Origin of the sequence: Neorhizobium tomejilense, from assembly GCF_964254135.1 — a bacterium.
GTDB classification, from domain to species: domain Bacteria; phylum Pseudomonadota; class Alphaproteobacteria; order Rhizobiales; family Rhizobiaceae; genus Neorhizobium; species Neorhizobium tomejilense.
Genome location: NZ_CAXUSO020000001.1, coordinates 1340893 through 1359101, shown reverse-complemented (window position 1 = coordinate 1359101; position 18209 = coordinate 1340893). Strand labels below are relative to the sequence as shown.

At 61.5% G+C, this 18209-nt stretch carries 19 protein-coding genes; 5 read left to right on the top strand and 14 right to left on the bottom strand.

Going from position 1 to position 18209, the window contains the following annotated elements; genetic code table 11:
* Positions 1-59: 59 nt before the first annotated feature.
* Entirely contained in the window at positions 60-800 is a 741-nt protein-coding gene (locus ACSQ3G_RS07005) for a FadR/GntR family transcriptional regulator (protein ID WP_046606239.1), read from the bottom strand.
* 217 nt (positions 801-1017) lie between these two features.
* Here ACSQ3G_RS07005 and sthA point away from each other — a divergent pair, with 217 nt between their 5' ends.
* On the top strand, positions 1018-2505 hold the full coding sequence (gene sthA, locus ACSQ3G_RS07000) for a Si-specific NAD(P)(+) transhydrogenase (RefSeq protein ID WP_436109499.1): 1488 nt from the start codon (positions 1018-1020) through the stop codon (positions 2503-2505).
* A gap of 99 nt (positions 2506-2604) precedes the next feature.
* On the opposite strand, the gene rpsD is transcribed toward sthA, so the two are convergent.
* Positions 2605-3222, bottom strand: coding sequence for a 30S ribosomal protein S4 (gene rpsD, locus ACSQ3G_RS06995; RefSeq protein ID WP_105424983.1), 618 nt, complete (start codon positions 3220-3222; stop codon positions 2605-2607).
* Between the two features lie 297 nt (positions 3223-3519).
* On the opposite strand from rpsD, the gene ACSQ3G_RS06990 reads away from it, so the two are divergent.
* Complete coding sequence (locus tag ACSQ3G_RS06990) at positions 3520-3765, top strand: DUF982 domain-containing protein (RefSeq protein ID WP_046667938.1); 246 nt, start codon at positions 3520-3522, stop codon at positions 3763-3765.
* A gap of 4 nt (positions 3766-3769) precedes the next feature.
* On the opposite strand, the gene ACSQ3G_RS06985 is transcribed toward ACSQ3G_RS06990, so the two are convergent.
* The 10 genes from ACSQ3G_RS06985 to ACSQ3G_RS06940 form a co-directional block, all read right to left on the bottom strand.
* A complete protein-coding gene (locus tag ACSQ3G_RS06985; protein ID WP_436109498.1) occupies positions 3770-5284 on the bottom strand; it encodes a helicase HerA domain-containing protein in 1515 nt (504 codons plus the stop codon).
* A gap of 125 nt (positions 5285-5409) precedes the next feature.
* Entirely contained in the window at positions 5410-6042 is a 633-nt protein-coding gene (locus tag ACSQ3G_RS06980) for a LysE family translocator (RefSeq protein WP_436109497.1), read from the bottom strand.
* Between the two features lie 10 nt (positions 6043-6052).
* Entirely contained in the window at positions 6053-6424 is a 372-nt protein-coding gene (locus ACSQ3G_RS06975; protein ID WP_105437557.1) for a GFA family protein, read from the bottom strand.
* 23 nt (positions 6425-6447) lie between these two features.
* The gene (locus ACSQ3G_RS06970; protein ID WP_105401198.1) at positions 6448-7086 is read right to left on the bottom strand and encodes a LysE family translocator; all 639 of its coding nucleotides are present in this window, start codon (positions 7084-7086) and stop codon (positions 6448-6450) included.
* A 63-nt stretch (positions 7087-7149) separates the two neighbouring features.
* Entirely contained in the window at positions 7150-7602 is a 453-nt protein-coding gene (locus ACSQ3G_RS06965; RefSeq protein WP_436109496.1) for a GNAT family N-acetyltransferase, read from the bottom strand.
* A gap of 74 nt (positions 7603-7676) precedes the next feature.
* The gene (locus ACSQ3G_RS06960) at positions 7677-7913 is read right to left on the bottom strand and encodes a DUF1127 domain-containing protein (RefSeq protein ID WP_105424979.1); all 237 of its coding nucleotides are present in this window, start codon (positions 7911-7913) and stop codon (positions 7677-7679) included.
* A gap of 383 nt (positions 7914-8296) precedes the next feature.
* The gene (gene murI, locus ACSQ3G_RS06955) at positions 8297-9094 is read right to left on the bottom strand and encodes a glutamate racemase (protein WP_105419254.1); all 798 of its coding nucleotides are present in this window, start codon (positions 9092-9094) and stop codon (positions 8297-8299) included.
* Positions 9078-9929, bottom strand: a complete 852-nt coding sequence (locus ACSQ3G_RS06950; protein WP_105437553.1) for an RNA methyltransferase — start codon at positions 9927-9929, stop codon at positions 9078-9080. The genes murI and ACSQ3G_RS06950 overlap by 17 nt, the downstream gene beginning before the upstream one ends.
* A gap of 61 nt (positions 9930-9990) precedes the next feature.
* On the bottom strand, positions 9991-11982 hold the full coding sequence (locus ACSQ3G_RS06945) for an FUSC family protein (RefSeq protein WP_436109495.1): 1992 nt from the start codon (positions 11980-11982) through the stop codon (positions 9991-9993).
* A gap of 132 nt (positions 11983-12114) precedes the next feature.
* Complete coding sequence (locus ACSQ3G_RS06940) at positions 12115-12645, bottom strand: hypothetical protein (RefSeq protein WP_105419258.1); 531 nt, start codon at positions 12643-12645, stop codon at positions 12115-12117.
* Positions 12646-12872: 227 nt separating this feature from the next.
* Between ACSQ3G_RS06940 and ACSQ3G_RS06935 the strand changes: the two genes are divergently transcribed.
* The 3 genes from ACSQ3G_RS06935 (at position 12873) to ACSQ3G_RS06925 (ending at position 15319) form a co-directional block, all read left to right on the top strand.
* Positions 12873-14087, top strand: coding sequence for an NADP-dependent isocitrate dehydrogenase (locus ACSQ3G_RS06935; protein WP_105419633.1), 1215 nt, complete (start codon positions 12873-12875; stop codon positions 14085-14087).
* A gap of 72 nt (positions 14088-14159) precedes the next feature.
* Positions 14160-14621 carry a GNAT family N-acetyltransferase gene (locus ACSQ3G_RS06930; RefSeq protein WP_038542420.1) on the top strand — a complete coding sequence of 154 codons (462 nt, stop codon included), beginning with the start codon at positions 14160-14162 and terminating at the stop codon, positions 14619-14621.
* Between the two features lie 68 nt (positions 14622-14689).
* Positions 14690-15319, top strand: coding sequence for a glutathione S-transferase family protein (locus ACSQ3G_RS06925; RefSeq protein WP_436109494.1), 630 nt, complete (start codon positions 14690-14692; stop codon positions 15317-15319).
* Positions 15320-15329: 10 nt separating this feature from the next.
* Here ACSQ3G_RS06925 and ACSQ3G_RS06920 read toward each other — a convergent pair whose 3' ends face one another.
* Entirely contained in the window at positions 15330-16220 is an 891-nt protein-coding gene (locus ACSQ3G_RS06920; protein ID WP_245446661.1) for a cell wall hydrolase, read from the bottom strand.
* Positions 16221-16552: 332 nt separating this feature from the next.
* Complete coding sequence (locus ACSQ3G_RS06915) at positions 16553-18175, bottom strand: ABC-F family ATP-binding cassette domain-containing protein (RefSeq protein WP_046636872.1); 1623 nt, start codon at positions 18173-18175, stop codon at positions 16553-16555.
* Between the last annotated feature and the right edge of the window lie 34 nt (positions 18176-18209).

Sequence of the window (18209 nt, the reverse complement as noted above, 5' to 3'; positions counted from 1 at the left end):
TTCCTGTTTTTAGTCTTGGCCGGTTTCCGGCTTCTGGTGGTGGGCCGCGTGGCGGCCATTCAGCTTGCTTCGCTGAGCGATCCCTGTTCCACGGAGCCAAGGGACGTCGCGCGGATGAGCCGCTCCTGAAGCATCAGCAGGTGTTCGCGCATCGCCTCCCCCGCCTGCACCGGATCACGGGCGGCGATCGCCTCTATGATGGTCTTGTGCTGGGCAAACGAGATGTTGACCGCATTGCCGCTGGAGCGGGCGCGCTCGCGGATCGCCCGCCATGCCTCATCCTGGCGGACGCGATTGATGACGTCGAAGATCGACAAGAAAAGCTGGTTGCCGGCGCTCTGGGCGATCAGCCGGTGCAGCGTTCCATCCCACAGTTCGCGGGCGTCGGCATCGCTGCTCTCGATGATCTTCGAGGCGATCTCGTACATCTTGGCGATATCCGCCGGCTTGGCACGCATGGCCGCCAGCTGGGCGAGCTGCGGTTCGATCCTCAGACGGACTTCCATGATCTCCATGAAGTCCGTGCCGGCGACGATCGCGCCCACATGGTTGCTCCACTCGCTCGGCCTTTCGCCGATAAAGGTGCCTGAGCCCTGGCGGCGCCAGATGAGACCTTCGGATTCGAGCACCTCGAGTGCACGTCGCACCGCGCGCCGGCTGATACCGAGCATGTCGGTCAAAGCCCGTTCGGTCGGCAAGCGGCCCTCGGAACCGAATTCTCCCGCCCTTAAAAGCTCCCTCAGGCGATCCAGCGCATAGCTCGAATTGTCATGAGCCTCGCCGGCTTTATCCTGTACCATTCATCGTACCAATTTCTGATTGGTCCGAATGGACGGCATTTCCGGACCTCCGTCAAGTTAATTTTTCGGCAATTCTTGCAGTGCACAAAATTGATGCATGCAGATTGAAATCAAGGCTTGGACGAGCCGCAATCAAAACTTTAGAATAGGTGACTACAAAGGGATTCGTAAGCGCTGCCGCATTGCGGCAGCCGTCAGATTCGGAGCGGAGCATCCCATGAACCAATACGACCTCATCGTCGTCGGCAGCGGACCGGCCGGTCGCCGCGCGGCCATCCAGGCAGCCAAGCTCGACAAGAAGGTTCTGGTCGTCGAACAGGGCAAGCGGGTCGGTGGCGTCTCGGTCCATACCGGCACGATCCCGTCGAAGACGTTGCGCGAAACGGCGCTCAACCTGTCCGGCTGGCGCGAGCGCGGCTTCTACGGCAAAGCCTACCGGGTCAAGCAGGAAATCAGTGCGGAGGATCTGCGTCGCCGCCTGCTGATCACGCTCGACCATGAGGTCGAAGTGCTGGAACACCAGTTCGCCCGCAATCGCGTCCAGAGCATCCGTGGCAAGGCGACTTTCGTCACGCCCGACACGATGGCAATCGCCAAGGACGACGGCGACGTCATGCACGTCATGGGCAAGTCGATCCTGCTCGCGGTCGGCACCAAGCCTTTCCGCCCCGACTACATGCCATTCGACAGCAAGACGGTTCTCGACAGCGACGAGCTGCTCGAAATCGACCAGCTCCCCCGTTCGATGGTGGTCATCGGCGCCGGCGTTATCGGCATCGAATATGCGACGATCTTCAGTGCACTGGATGCTGCCGTGACCGTCATCGATCCGAAGCCGACCATGCTCGACTTCATCGACAAGGAAATCGTCGAAGACTTCACCTACCAGCTGCGCGACCGCAACATGAAACTGCTGCTCGGCCAGAAGGCGGACAAGGTGGAGCGCCTGCCGGACGGCAAGGTTCTGGTGCATGTCGACAGCGGCCGCCAGATCATTACCGACATGGTGCTGTTCGCCGCCGGCCGCATGGGCGCCACCGATACGCTGAACCTCGCCGCAGCCGGCCTCGAAGCCGACAGCCGCGGCCGCCTCAAGGTCAATCCGGAAACCTTCGAGACCTCCGTTCCCAACATCTACGCTGCCGGCGACGTTGTCGGCTTTCCGAGCCTTGCTTCGACCTCGATGGAACAGGGCCGCGTCGCGGCGCGAGTCGCCGTCGGCGCGATCGCCAAGGAACCGCAGAAATATTTCCCCTACGGCATCTATGCCGTGCCGGAAATCTCCACCTGCGGCCTCACCGAAGAGGAAATGAAGGAGCGCGGCATTCCCTACGAATGCGGCATCGCCCGCTTCCGCGAGACCTCGCGCGGCCACATCATGGGCCTCGATACCGGCCTCCTGAAGCTGATCTTCTCGCTGAAGACCCGCCGCCTGCTCGGCGTCCATATTGTCGGCGAAGGTGCGACCGAACTTGTCCACATCGGCCAGGCGGTCCTGAACCTGAAAGGCACGGTCGAATATTTCGTCGAGAACACGTTCAACTACCCGACGCTCGCCGAAGCCTACAAGATCGCCGGCCTCGACGCCTGGAATCGCATGGGCGAAGGCCCGAAGGAAGCGCCTGTCGCGACCTCCCAGTCCACGGACACGACCGCGACCACCACGGAACTTGCCAGCGAGAAGAAAAAAGCCGCCTCGAAGTGAAGGCGGCAACTCTGGCCAACCTGTCCGATCAAACGAAAAAAGCCGCCCCGAAAGGCGGCTTTTCTTTTGTGTCGCAGAACCGCCCCGAAGGGCAATTCATCAACGCGAGTAGAATTCGACGACCAGCTGCGGTTCCATGATGACGGCGTAAGGAACGTCGCTCAGGCCAGGAATGCGGGCGAAGGTGGCAACCATCTTGTTGTGGTCGGCTTCAATATAGTCCGGAACGTCGCGTTCAGCGAGCGAAACGGCTTCGAGAACCGTGACGAGCTGCTTCGACTTCTGGCGGACTTCGATGACGTCGCCGGCCTTGCAACGGTAGGAACCGATGTTGACGCGAACGCCGTTGACGGTGACGTGGCCATGGTTGACGAACTGGCGGGCAGCAAAGACCGTCGGAACGAACTTGGCGCGGTAGACGATCGCGTCGAGGCGCGATTCGAGCAGACCGATCAGGTTTTCCGAAGTGTCGCCCTTGCGGCGGTTGGCTTCGTCATAGATGGAGCGGAACTGCTTTTCGCGCAGATCACCGTAGTAGCCCTTGAGCTTCTGCTTAGCGCGCAGCTGCACGCCGAAGTCGGAAAGCTTGCCCTTGCGGCGCTGGCCGTGCTGGCCCGGGCCGTATTCGCGGCGGTTCACCGGGGACTTCGGACGACCCCAGATGTTTTCGCCCATACGGCGGTCGATCTTGTATTTGGACGATTCGCGCTTGCTCATCGTATTTCCTTATCAAACGGTTACACCGACTTGTTGCCAAGCCGGATCAAGGAAACACGCCCTCCTCTGAGCCCTGATTTAAGAGCTCTGACAGGTCTCTCACGAAAGCGTCCGGAGAAAACCACGGGACATGTCAGTGAAACACCGGGTCTTTCGGCCCGGCGTTGGCGCGGTGTTTAGGCGGATGTCACAGGAATGTCAACTGCACCCTCTCTTAACCTTTCGGCAAGGCTGTCTGCAGGCTTTTTTGACGGAGCAAGGGCTTCGTACCATCTTAAGGGAAGGAGGTGTCGTGTCATGAAATCGAAACTCTGGAGCAGCCCGATCAGGATCGAAAATCCCGAAACCGGCATGGTCCGCACCGTCAAGACGGTACGCGAGGCGAAAACAGTCCTCGACCGCTTCTGGCCGGCCTATCACGGCAGTCAGCATCATCTGGCGGAACAGGTTTGCGACGAAGCGTTGAAGGGGAAGTCGAGGCCTTCGGAAGCCCGGCGCGCCTTTATCGCCGCGGCGGTGGAAGCGCATTTTCACATCCACTGACCGCCTATTCGGCAGCGGCCCTCGCCTCGCCCTCATCCGGCGCGTCGGCGCTGCCGGGCGCTGTTTCGGCTTGGAGATCCGGGAAGGCAACGATGCGTTTGCCCGAAAAGTCTGAATGTACGATGATCAGACCCTGTTCCTCGAAATAGCCGAGCAGACGACGGGCGCGACGTGCCGAATGGGTGCCGTAGGCGCGGGCGATCCGGGCATCCGACGGGCATGGCTCGCCTAATATTGCCGCCTTCGCCATCAGCAGGAAAACGCCCTGCAGGTCATCCGAAACGCCGGATGACAGCGACAGCGCCGTCCCCCAGGCCTCGCCGGAAGCGGTTTCCTCGTCGACACCCGAGCGGGCGATCGCCGTGCGCCGGCGGAATTCACCGAGCGAGAGCGGCGGACCCGGCAGGCGCCGCATCCGGGCGCGCACCAGAAAATCCTGATATAGGACGGAATCCGTCCGGTAGGCGGATTGCGGATCGTCGAGAATTTCAGACAGGACGGCCGACAGCCGTTCTTCGCGCTCTTCGGCGGACAATTCCGGCTGGGCGACGCGCGGCTCCTGCGGCACAGCCACGGCGGCGGGTGTCGAGCGGGACAGTTCGGCCAGGATATCCGTCGTCGGCCGCGGCGCCGGCGGGGCACGGCGGACCATCGGCCGGGTGAATTCTTCCGGATCCGGCGTGAAGATCAGGTCTTCGACATCCTGCGGTGCATCCGGCAGCGGCATCAGCTTCGGGCTCGAAGAGCGCGCCGACGTCTCGACCGTACCGATGACGATCGGCAACGGGCGGCGCGACAGTGCCGGGCCGAGGGCGACGAAGTTGCCGCGCTTCAAGTCACGGAACATTTCCGCCTGGCGGCGGTCCATGCCGAGCAGATCGGCGGCACGCGCCATGTCGATATCGAGGAAGGTGCGGCCCATCAGGAAATTCGAGGCTTCCGCGGCGACGTTCTTGGCGAGCTTTGCGAGGCGCTGGGTGGCGATGACGCCGGCAAGGCCGCGCTTTCGACCACGGCACATCAGGTTGGTCATCGCACCCAGCGAAAGCTTTCTGGCGTCTTCCGACACATCGCCGCCGACCGATGGCGCAAACATCTGCGCCTCGTCGACCACGACCAGGACCGGATACCAGTATTCGCGGTCGGCATCGAACATGCCGTTCAGGAAAGCGGCGGCAGCGCGCATCTGCTCTTCGAGATCGAGGCCCTCGAGCGTCAGGACGCAGGAGACGCGATTCTTGCGGATACGGTTGGCGATGCCGGCAAGCTCGGCCTCGCTGCGCTCGCCATCGACCACCACATGGCCGAATTTTTCAGACAAAGTGACGAAATCGCCTTCCGGATCGATCACCACCTGCTGCACCCAGGGCGCGGACTGTTCCAGCAGGCGGCGCAGGAGATGCGACTTGCCGGAGCCGGAATTTCCCTGCACGAGCAGACGGGTCGCCAGAAGCTCCTCGATATCGAGCTTGGCCGGATCGCCCCCGGACACAATTCCCATATCGATGCCGACCTGCAATGCACTTACCTCGTATGCTGTCTCTTCGCGGTGACCGTTAGAAGCCGCGACTCCAGAACTCTAACAGAGATCGGGATTCGTTTCGCCGGGCAAGATCGAAAATGCACAGGCCTTTGCGAAACCGCTCAGGATGCCGCGCGACGATAGAATGCCAGCGAGCCGGCAAGCGCCAGAAGCGCCCCGCCGCAGAGCCTGTCGAGCCAGAGCGCGCCCTTCTTCTTCAGAAGATGCACAGCCCGCGAGCCGAGCAGCGCATAACCGAACATGACGGCCATGTCGATCAGCGCGAAGACGAGCGCCAGGATCGCATATTGCTGAAACTGTGGCGCATCCGGGACGATAAATTGCGGCAGGAAAGCCGAGAAAAACAGGTATCCCTTGGGATTGGTCACAGCGACGAGGAAGCTCTTCAGAAAGATTGACGTCGCGGAACCCGAACCGGCGGCAGCAGCGCCTGCCGTTACGTCAAGCGAGCCTTTCGAGCGCAGAAGCATCAGGCCTAGAAACGCGAGATAGCCGGCACCCATCCACTTGACGACCGAGAACCAGAATTCGGAGGCCGCCAGCAAAGCGCCGAGGCCGAGCGCAACTGCACCGATCAATACGAAATCGGAGATCATCGCGCCTGCCATGCCCGGCAGAGCACGGCGAAGGCCGTAACGCGAGCCATTGGTGAGCGCCAGCAGCACGGTCGGTCCGGGTGTGGCGATACCGATGAACGCGACGATCGCGAAAGCAAGCAGGGTAACGTCACTCATCGCTCTTCTCCTACCAGAGATGCCGGCCGTCGATGACCGTGTGAGGCCATTCCTCGGCGTCGAAATCGTCGAACAGCCGTGCATTCACGGCGATACGCCGGGTCTTGCCGTCCCAGGTGCCGTCCATCTGGAAATCCGGGCTGTCGCTATAGGTGGTGCAGCCGCATGTGCCGCAGAAATGATGCGCCACCATTTTGGAATTCCAGCGATAGACCTTGTCGCTCGCAGCATTGGCCGTGACCTTCACCTGCGCCGGCTCGTAATAGGCATGGAGCGCGCCGCGCCTTGAGCAGTAAGTGCAGGTGCAGCGGGTGAGTGCCTGCGGCAGTTCACCCTTGATCTCGAAAACGGTCTCGCCGCAATGGCAACGCCCGGTGATCATCAGCTGTTCCTCCTTGACGAAGCTCAGGCGGCTGCGCGCTTGAAGCCGACCGACAGCAGGCCGGCACCGATCATCAACGAACCGCCGGTGCGGTTGACGATCCGCTGGACTTTCGGCTTGCGGATCGTGTTGCGCGCCATCGAGGCCAGCAGGCCGTAGAGCGTGGCGTTCAGGGTCGCGAGCACCAGGAAGGTCACTTCGAAGACGACCATCTGGAAAAACAGCGGCTGGCTGAGGTCCAGGAACTGCGGCAGGAAGGCCACGAAGAAGACGATGCTCTTCGGGTTCAGTGCGGTGACCACATAGGTATGCAGGAAAATCTTGAACGGCTTTACGGATGTCACCTCAGCTTCGCCGAGATCGGCGGCCCGTTCGGAAACCGGCGCGCGCCAGAGCTTGATACCGAGATAGATGAGGTAAGCGGCGCCCACCCATTTCAGCACCGTGAAGAGTGCCGCAGAGGTCGCAAGCAGAGCGCCCAACCCGAGCATGGACGCGGTCATCGCCGTGAAATCGCCCAAGGCCGTGCCGGCGACGGTGGCGGACGCCACCTTGCGGCCATGGCTCAGCGCATAGGAAATGACGAGCAGAATCGTCGGCCCGGGAATGGCCAGGAGAACCGACGAAGCGGCGACGAAAGCGAGCCAGTGTTCAAGCGACATGCGGATTCTCCTCCATGGAATAGAGGGAGCAAGCCACCGAATTTTTCAGTTTGCAAGCGGTGTTTATTCAGTCGTCATGCGCCAGCGATAGAGGACATCCGGCTCTTTCTCCTCATTGCCTGAGCCATCAGTCTCCTCGGTTGCGACGAAACCATGCGTCTCATAGAAACGGCGGGCTGCGGTATTGCGCTGGAAGGTCCAGAGAAAAAGCTGCGGATGGGCTCCTTTGGCGATGTCCAGGAGCCGGGAACCGATCCCCTGCCCCTGCACGCTCGGCAGGATATAGAGCTGGTCGACCCAATCCTTGCGAAAGGCGATGACGCCGAGCAAGGTGCCGTCCCTTTCGGCGCCCCAGATGTCGCAGGTCGCGAAGAGATGCCCTCTCCAGTATCCACGATCCTCCTCCGGCGTGTGAAGCTGAGCGAGCCACGGCAGCCGTTCTTTGGAGGACGTACAGTGAACGCTCGCAGCCTCCGCCATATCGTCACGGCAAAGTTTGCGGAAAACGGCCGTCATTGTTTCAACTCCAGACATAGGACCTTCATGTGAGGCCCCGGCGGCAAGCCCGCCGGGGACCCATCCCAGTCTTTTCACAGCCGGAGGTCCCAAAGGATGAACCGGACATTTCCGCGGTCGTCCTCGAGTTCGGGGAAACCGACATCACGGCGCATCCGATTGGAAAGATCAGAGATTTGGTTCTCTTCTTGACGACGTCTCCAGGCTGCCAGGAGCAGTGCACCGGCCGTCTTCCAGACGCCATGTTCGCGGCAGAGTTCATGAACCGCAGCCGAAAGGGTGTCAGCAACCATAAATTGTGATTCACGCATGATTTTTCGTCCCGGCGCATGTCGCGACCAGGTCCTCTAAGATGAAGAAAGACGTGCGGATGCGGACGAGGAAACGCAGTAAATCGCGTCGTCAGCCGGTCACGTCAGATCAATGGGAAAAGTGCCAAAATGGCGGAAATCCAGCCTTATGCAGCCTGGAAGCACATGCCGGCCGGCATCGATGTGCGAGACACCGAGGCCACAATAGCCGTTCCGCCAGAAAGGCGCATATACATGGTAATGGACTTCATTTCACGCCTCCTATGTTCGATTTGCGGAATGGATAAATAATACACGAGATCGCCCGATGAGCAAGCGCACAATCGCGAATTGCAGTCATCGCGAAAAAAGCGTGGCAAATAAGCCACATTGCTCGGTCGCGCTCAGGCCCTGAGACCGAAACCCTGCATCAGGCGGCGGGTGGCGAAGTCGGGATTGCCGGAGGTGAATACGGCGAAATCGTAATTGTCGGGGTGTTCGGCGCCCTCGACCAGCGGCACCTTTCGACGTGCCTGCCTGGCGATCGCCTCGGCGGGGTCGAGCCAATCCACCGGCCAGGGGGCGAGCCTGCGGAACACATTGGCCATGAAGGGGTAATGGGTGCAGGCGAGCACGACGATATCGGTTTTCCGGTCGTCCTTCTCGACGAAACAGGGCGCGATCTCGGCCAGCACCGCCTCGTCGGAAATCGTCTCGCCCCGAATATACGCTTCCGCCATGCGGGCGAGGTTCTGCGAGCCGACGAGACGCACATGACACTGGGTGGCAAAGGACTGGATGAGGTCGCGGGTATAGGCGCGCTTGACCGTGCCGGGGGTCGCGAGAACGGAGACCAGACCGGAGCGGGTGCGTTCGGCAGCCGGCTTGATCGCCGGGACAGTGCCGACAAAGGTCATTTTTGGAAAAGTCTCGCGCAGATCCGCGCCGACCAGGGTGAAAGCGGTATTGCAGGAAATGACGCAGACTTCGGGATCGTATTCATCGAGGAGTTTTGCAAAGAGCGCGATCACCCTCTCGCGCAGGGCCGGCTCCTCCCAGTCGCCGTAGGGAAAGCCGGCGTCATCGGCGACATAGATGAAGCCGCGTTCCGGGATCAGCACGCGCGCCTCGCGCAGCACCGTCAGCCCGCCGATGCCCGAATCGAACATCAGCACGGGTTTCGATTCATTCGTCTGCGTCATTCCCCGTCTTCTCCCCAGATACCCCTTTGGGCAGATCGGCCTTTTCAGGCTTCGGCCCGTCCTTTTTCGACCATCCGCGGGGGAAACGGTCGAGCGAGTTGATGACGCCTCGGAACACGCTGATCTCCTGCTCCGTAAAACCCCGCCGCGAGATGACTGCGCGGAGGTTGTCGATCATTCTTGGCTTTTTCGCGGGCGGATGGAAATAATTGCGGGCGTCCAACGCCTCTTCCAGGTGCTCGAACAGGCCAATGACCTGTTCCTTGGTGGAAGGACGCTGCTCGATCGGCAGAAAGACCGTCTCGGTTAGATCGTCCATGCCCGACTTCATCCATTCATAGGACATCAGAAGCACGGCCTGGGCGATGTTCAGCGAAGCAAAGGCGGGGTTGACGGGAAATGTAACGATCTCGTCGGCGAGCGCCACTTCCTCGTTGGTGAGGCCCCAGCGTTCACGGCCGAAGAGAATGCCGGTCTTCTCGCCCGCCTTGAACCTGGTGCGCAGGGTCTCAGCAGCGGTCACCGGCGAGCGCACCGGCTTGAAGCCGTAACGTTCGCGCGCGGTCGTCGCATAAACGAAATTGAGGTCGGCGATCGCCTCCTCGAGCGTTTCGAACACCTTGGTGCCGTCGATCACGTGGTCGGCCTTGGAGGCGGCGGAGCGGGCCTTTTCGCTAGGCCAGCCATCGCGCGGTTTGACCAGGCGCAGTTCCGCGAGGCCGAAATTGGCCATGGCGCGCGCCACCATGCCGATATTCTCGCCGAGCTGCGGCTCGACCAGGATGACCGCCGGTCCTTCGGCTATGAGTTCGCGCTCGCTGTTCGTGCCAGACATTTCTGTTTCCGTATCCAAATCCGACGGCCGGAATACCGGTGCCCGAGGAAATCGGCAAGCCTCATGCCGTTGCGGGATAAAGCCTGCCCAGCATCGTGCCGATCATTTCGACGCCAACGCGACTGCCGTGCTTGAAGATCGGCAGATGACGGCTGGCACCTCGGCTCAGTTTGCGCTTTACCACGAAACATTCCGAACCGCGGGCCGAAAGCGCTCCGATGGTGTTCAATACGTCCTCCAGCGCCGCTAGCACGTCACCTTCCGGCTTACCCCCCGCCCGGACCGCATTGCGGGCGAAGATCCGCGCCCAATAGGTAGCGCCGAGGAAGATGCCGAGCGTCTGGCGAACCTGGCCCGGACGGCTGACGACCGACCAGGTGGTGCCAAGCGGGCGCGCGGCGAGCGTGACCTCGCGATAGGCGGCATCGAGCTTATGAGAGAGTGCGATGATCTCAAAACCGCTCCGGCCCTCCCTGACCGCGGAAAGAAGCTCGCGCAGGCCATCGAACCAGCGCCCCAGCGCGAGATCGAGGGTCGAGCGTGTCGATGCCGGGAAAACGAGGAAGGCGACGATGGTTCCCGCAAGCGCGCCGATCAGCGTTTCCTCGATCCTGAGCTGGAGGAGGTCGAGGGTCAGCACCCCGGTCAGGCCGTAGACCAAGCAGAGCACGATCGAGATGAAGAAGGTCATCGCCGCATAGGAGATCTGCAGGCAGTAGAAGCCGAGGAAGATGCAGAGCGCCGCGATCGGCACGGAAATCAGCGGATAACCGCCGATCAGCGTTGCCAGCACCAGCCCGGATGCAATGCCGAGCAGCGTGCCGATCGAGCGCTGAAGGGCCCTGATCGCCGCATCGCCGCGCGACTTGGTGTTCGTGAAGATCAGGAAGGCAGTCAGCACAGCCCAGAACCAGCGGTCGCGCGACAACATCAGGCCGAAAACCATCGCCAGGCTCGATGCGATCGTGATCTGCACCGCGGATCGCATCACCGGGTTCCTGAGCGAGAAATCGATTTTTGCCGACCCCGGCGCGGCAGCTGCATCCTCGATGGCCCGGAAACGGTCGCGCCGCCCGACCTCGATGGCTTCCGTCAAGGCCATCCTGACCTTCTGCAGCCAGATCAGGGCGGCTGCGCTTTCCGCCACCCGGTCGTCGCCCGCGACCGCCGGGCTGGCGACGATCTTTTCGGCCATGTCCTGGTCGCCCTCGATCAGCGCATGGACGAGCATGAAGGGCGGCAGCGCCTCGAAGGAGAGGACGATCACGCTTTCCGCAGCGAGGTGCACGTCGAAGATCTTCATCATGAGAGACGTGAGCGGTTCGTCTTCCGGATCGATCGTGCCGTCTGCCGTGCGGGGAAGGAAGCCCTCGGCCATCAGCACGACGTCCTTCAACCGCTCCTCGAGCTGTCGCAATTCGCGCCGATCGCTATCCGAGACGATCCCGCCGCTCGACAGAACCGCGAGCTTCATCAGGATATCGCCCACCCTGCCCTGGATCGCCACCAGCGACTGCAGAAAATCCCGCCGCCAGTCGTCCGGCAGGAGATAGGTGCGGACCAGATGGCCGGTAACGACCGCAATCACCGGACCGATGGCCCCCAGCGGAAGGTCGGAAAGGCTCGGCTTGAGGTAGGCGCCCATGAAATAGGACGTGAATGCGAACATGCCGACTGCAAATCCGCGCGGTCCGTAGACGCGCCCGACGGTAGCGCCAGCAATGACGACCAGGAACATCGGATCGGAAATGTAGCGATAATCTTCGAGCACCGCAGCCAGCCCGACGCAGACGAGGCTGACCACGCCGCCGATCAGCCGCGTCTTCAGCTGGTCGGACGGCAGCCGGTCGCGCACCGCAACGCCGCTTTCGATCGACAGGATGATCGCAAGTCCGTAGGCGATCGTCGGCAACGCCAGGCCGGCGATGTGGATGAGCGCAAGGCAGGCCACCGCGGCGATGACGGTCAGGGTCACGCGTCCGGCCATGCGCAGGCGCGACAGCGCCGGGTCGTTGGCGAGCAGCCAGTCTCGGATCTTCGCGGCAAACCTCATCCACTACCTCAGGCGGGTGCCGATACCCGCTCCTGGCCGCCGACTATATCGCCTGGGCAAGGTTTGGCGAGACCGTGCATGGGTCTCAAGGCCACGATCGAGAAGGCGACATGCCGCCCGGTCATCGCCGGGTTACTCGCCCTTGGCGATCGACTGCATCTCTTCGATCACCGAATCCCGCTCGCCGTCGGCGACGCGGTGGATGTCGTCGATGACCGGCTTGCCGGCTTCCTGGATGATGTCGAAATGCAGTTCGTTGACGCTGTCCTTCACCGCCGCCTCATCGACGCAGGTCCACATCTTGAAGGTCACGGTAACATCGGTCATGCCGTTGGCGCCGGGTGCCGAGGTCGTCTTGATGTCCTTCAGCGGACAGCCGTCCTGCGACGAGGTGATCACGTCGTAACCGAAGGGATCGCCCGGCTGGTTGTTTTCCGTGTCGTAGGCCGGGTGCTTGGCGGCTTCCGCATAGGCGCCCTGGAATTTCTTGCTGAACAGGCGAGACAACGGATCGGCATCGAAGATGTATTTCCACTCGCTGTCGACGGTATTCCAGTTGTCCTCGGTGATCTTCATCACCTCTTTCACGGGATCGGTCACATCAGCCGCCGCAGTGAGGGTCGAGATCAATGAAAAGGCAAGGGCAAGCGGCAAGGTCCGCATAAGATCAAATCCGGCTGTTGGAGAGCGATTTGGCCGGACATTAATCAGGCATTATGGTTTGGCAAGGGCAATCGTCCGCAGGTCCGGACGCGCCGCGATTTCTCGCACGAAAAGCCGCATATGATGGCCTCAATGCCTTTGCGTTCCAGCCCGGCGATGTTATAGCGCACCCACTGGTGTCCACCCGTCGGGACCTTGAGGTCCCTTCTATGTCCAAGAGGAATTCCATGCAAAAGATCAAGGTAGCCAACCCGGTCGTCGATCTCGACGGCGACGAGATGACCCGCATCATCTGGCAGCTCATCAAGGACAAGCTGGTCCTTCCCTATCTCGATCTCGACATCGAATATTACGACCTCTCGGTCGAGAACCGCGACGCCACCAACGACCAGGTGACCATCGACGCCGCCAACGCCATCAAGAAGCACGGCGTCGGCATCAAGTGCGCGACGATCACGCCGGATGAAGCCCGCGTCAAGGAATTCAACCTCAAGGAAATGTGGAAGAGCCCGAACGGCACGATCCGCAACATTCTCGGCGGCGTCATCTTCCGCGAGCCGATCATCTGCAAGAACGTGCCGCGCCTGGTTCCGGGCTGGACCAAGCCGATCGTCGTCGGCCGTCACGCCTTCGGCGACCAGTACAAGGCAACCGACTTCAAGTTCCCGGGCAAGGGCACGCTGTCGATCAAGTTCGTCGGCGAAGACGGCCAGGTGATCGAGAAGGAAGTGTTCAAGGCTCCGGACGCCGGCGTGGCCATGGCCATGTACAACCTCGACGAATCGATCCGCGATTTCGCCCGCGCTTCGCTGAACTACGGCCTGATGCGCAAGTGGCCGGTCTACCTGTCGACCAAGAACACCATCCTCAAGGCCTATGACGGCCGCTTCAAGGATATCTTCGAGGAAATCTTCAACGCCGAATTCAAGGAACAGTTCGACGCGCTGAAGATCACCTACGAACACCGCCTGATCGACGACATGGTCGCAGCAGCCTTGAAATGGTCCGGCGGTTACGTCTGGGCCTGCAAGAACTATGACGGCGACGTCCAGTCCGACATCGTTGCCCAGGGCTTCGGCTCGCTCGGTCTGATGACCTCGGTTCTGCTTTCGCCCGATGGCCGCACTGTTGAAGCGGAAGCCGCCCACGGCACCGTTACCCGTCATTACCGCCAGCATCAGAAGGGCCAGGAGACCTCGACGAACTCGATCGCCTCGATCTTCGCCTGGACCCGTGGCCTCGCACATCGCGCCAAGCTCGACGACAATGCCGACCTCGCCAAGTTCGCTTCGACGCTCGAAAAGGTCTGCGTCGACACCGTCGAAGCCGGCTACATGACCAAGGACCTGGCGCTGCTCATCGGTCCGGATCAGCCGTGGCTCTCGACCACCGCCTTCCTCGACAAGGTGGACGAAAATCTCAAGGTGGCCATGGCTGCCTAAGTCCGAAAAATCGGCTAATCATTCGACGGCGGGGAGCAATCTCCGCCGTTTTCTTTTGTGAGGAAGTTTGCCATGACCGCCACGACGACACCTGCGATCATCCGTCCGCTCGAGCCAGCCGACCGCACCGCCTGGGAACCGCTCTGGGAAGCCTATCTGCGCTTCTACGAGACCGTGTTGCCGAAGGAGATGTACGATCTCACCTGGAGCCGGCTTCACGATCCCGCCGAGCCGATGCATGCCCTCGGCGCATTCGACGAGACCGGCAAGATGATCGCCATCGCGCATGTCATCTTCCATCGATCCTGCTGGCTGCCCGAATCGACCTGCTATCTGCAGGACCTCTATGTCAAGAATACCCTGCGCGGCCGCGGAACCGGCGCAGCCCTGATCGAAGCGGTGGCAGATCTCGCGCGCGCAAACGGCGCCGGACGGCTCTATTGGCTGACGCAGGAGAGCAATGCCGCCGCACGGCGGCTCTACGACCGCATCGCCCAGAACTCCGGCTTCATCCAGTACCGGAAGGCGCTCTAATTCGCCCTGGCGCCTTGATTGAAAAGCAAGCTGCTCCAAAACATAGACATCACTGCCGGGAGGACCACATGTCAGATGAACTTGTGCTTTACACGAACCCGATGTCACGCGGCCGGATTGCCCGCTGGATGCTGGAGGAGGTCGGCGTCCCCTATCGTACCGAAATCCTGCATTTCGGCACAACGATGAAGGGCGACACCTACAAAAGCGTCAACCCGATGGGCAAGGTGCCGAGCATCATGCACGGCAAGACCATCGTCACCGAATGCGCGGCGATCTGCGCCTATCTGGCGGATGTCTTTCCGCAAGCGGGTCTTGCCCCCGCCCCCGCCAAGCGCGCCGATTATTACCGCTGGATGTTCTTTGCGGCCGGTCCGCTGGAAGCAGCCGTCAGCAACCGCGTGCTCGGCTTCGAAGTGCCGAAGGAACGCGAGCGGATGGTCGGTTACGGCACCTATCAGGACGTCATGGATACGCTGGAAGCGGCTGTCCGGGCGAACGCCTATATCGCCAGCGACACGTTCAGCGCTGCGGATGTCTATGTCGGCTCGCAGCTCGGTTACGGCCTGCAATTCGGCACCATCGAAAAACGCGCCGCATTTGAACAGTATTTCGGACGGCTCGCGCTACGCGAGGCCTACCAGCGGGCCAACGACAAAGACAATGCCGCGGCTGCCGAGCTGCAGAAGGCAGGATAGGCTTCAGGGATCAGCGGTCGACACCGGCCGGCGATCGTTTTGGCGACGGTGTCGGTATCGGCTTCGCGTTGCCGGTGTCGAAACGCAGCATCCACTCATTGCTCATGGAGCTGGCAAGGATCACCGGCGCGACAGAAGGCTTTACAGGCTGAGTTCCAGCCGGCTGGATGCTGGCGGAACGGATCGCCAGGGGATCCGGCCGCTCGATCGGAACCGGGACGTTCGTCGCCACCATCGGATCCGTGCCGGTCGCCGGGATCGACGCAACGTCGAATTCCTTGGCCTGGATCAGGCTGAACGGGTCGGGATTGCTCTGCACAAGGGCGAGCACGTATTCATCGACGGGCTTCGGCGGTGGCGTCTGCAGATCCCCGTCCCTGCCGCGCTTCTCGTAGAACGCATTGCCGCCGGCAACCGTGACATAATGCATGTTCTGGTAGGGGAACCGTAGGCCGGCCGTGTGAAAGAACATGGCATCCTTGACTTCCGGGTTCCGCTCGCCGCGAATGATCGCATCGACGGCGGCATCGAGTTCCGGAACCGTCGCCTCATTCATCGCCCGGGTCATCACGCCCGGTGCGAATTGCCGCTCCTGGGCGACGATGCCGCAAATGGTGGACGGATAGGCGTCGGAGGTCAGCCGGTTCATGATCACGGTGCCGACTGCCATCAGCCCTTCGCGGCTCGATCGCTGGGACTCGAAATACATTGCCCGCTTCATGCAATCGCGATCGGCCGGCGTGTAGTGGTAGACCTGTTTCTTGGAGACCGGCGCCGGCTTCACCGTCGTGGTGGTGGGAGAGATCGACGCCGTCGTCTGCGCCGACGTGCATGCCGACAGGAACATCATTCCAACCAGACCGATTGCCGGTCGGAGAAAGGCCTTATCGCTCGCCGTCATGAATATCCCCCCTGCGGTATAATTCCAGAAATCGCTACGGCGTGAAAAGGGATACCTCAAAAATTGATTCAGATCAAACGGCATATGAGACAATCAAAACTGTGCAGAAAATCGTTCCGGCTGCAGGTCGGCCCGACGGTAAGCCCCTTCGAACCGAGGTCTTTCCGCGCGTGCCGGAACGACGTCTTACGACGGTCTTCCTAATGGAAAGTTGACTTCCCGCCCTGCAGTTCACGGATATCCGGCGGACAGCTTACGAAGAAGCCACAGCGTCCGCCGGCCGGAAACGATGGAGGCCGACGCCGCTTCGCCCCTGCCTCCTGTCTTGATCCTTAGCTTCGCAGCCCCGGCGCCTCATAGCCGGTGCGTTCCACATATTCCGTATAACCGCCGTCATAACGGTGGATGCCATCGGGTGTCAGTTCGAGCACGCGATTCGACAGTTCGGCGAGGAAATGCCGGTCGTGGCTGACGAACAGCATGGTGCCTTCGTATTCCGACAGCGCCTTGATCAGCATTTCCTTGGTGTCGAGGTCCAGGTGGTTGGTCGGCTCGTCGAGGACGAGGAAATTCGGCGGGTCGAACAGCATGGCCGCCATCACCAGGCGCGCCTTCTCGCCGCCGGACAGCACCCGGCATTTCTTCTCGACATCGTCTCCTGAAAAGCCGAAGCAGCCGGAAAGTGCCCGCAGCGACCCCTGCCCTGCGCGTGGAAACTGTTCTTCCAGCCATTCGAAGACGGTCAGGTCGCCGTCGAGGAGATCCATGGCGTGCTGGGCGAAATAACCCATCTTGACGCTGGCGCCGACCGAGACGCTGCCTTCATCCGGCTCGGTCGAGCCCGTTACCAGCTTCAGCAGCGTCGACTTGCCGGCGCCGTTGATGCCCATGATGCACCAGCGCTCGCGCCGCTTCACCATGAAGTCGAGACCTTCGTAGATCGAGCGGCTGCCGTATCGCTTGGCGACATTCCTGATGTTGACCACGTCTTCGCCGGAACGCGGCGCGGGCTGGAATTCAAAGGCGACCGCCTGGCGGCGCTTCGGCGGCTCGACGCGCTCGATCTTGTCGAGCTTCTTCACCCGGCTCTGCACCTGGGCGGCGTGGCTGGCGCGCGCCTTGAAGCGCTCGATGAACTTGATCTCCTTGGCAAGCATCGCCTGCTGCCGCTCGAATTGCGCCTGCTGCTGCTTTTCGTTCTGGGCCCGCTGCTGCTCGTAGAAACCGTAGTCGCCGGAATAGGTGGTGAGCGACCCGCCGTCGATCTCGATGATCTTGGTGACGATCCGGTTCATGAACTCGCGGTCGTGCGAGGTCATCAGCAGTGCGCCGTCATACCCTTTGAGAAACTGTTCCAGCCAGATCAGGCTTTCGAGGTCCAGATGGTTGCTCGGTTCGTCGAGCAGCATGACGTCCGGACGCATCAGCAGGATGCGGGCGAGCGCCACGCGCATCTTCCAGCCGCCGGACAGCTTGCCGACATCGCCGTCCATCATCTCCTGGGTGAAGCTCAAGCCCGCGAGAACCTCGCGGGCGCGACCTTCGAGGCCGTAGCCGTCGAGCTCCTCGTAACGCGCCTGTACCTCGCCGTAGCGTTCAATAATCTGGTCCATCTCGTCGAGGCGATCGGGATCGACCATCGCCGATTCGAGTTCGTGCAGTTCGGCGGCGACGGTGCTCACCGGACCGGCGCCATCCATCACCTCAGTGACGGCGCTGCGGCCGGCCATCTCGCCGACATCCTGGTTGAAATAACCGATCGTAACGTTCTTTTCGACGGAAACCTGCCCCTCGTCCGGCGTTTCCGAGCCCGTGATCATCCGGAAGAGCGTCGTCTTGCCGGCGCCGTTCGGGCCGACGAGGCCGATCTTCTCGCCACGGTTCAGCGCCGCGGATGCCTCGATGAAGAGGATGCGATGGCTGTTCGATTTGCTGATGTTTTCAATACGGATCATGGGCGGCGGACTCGGGAGGTTTCATCACAACAAA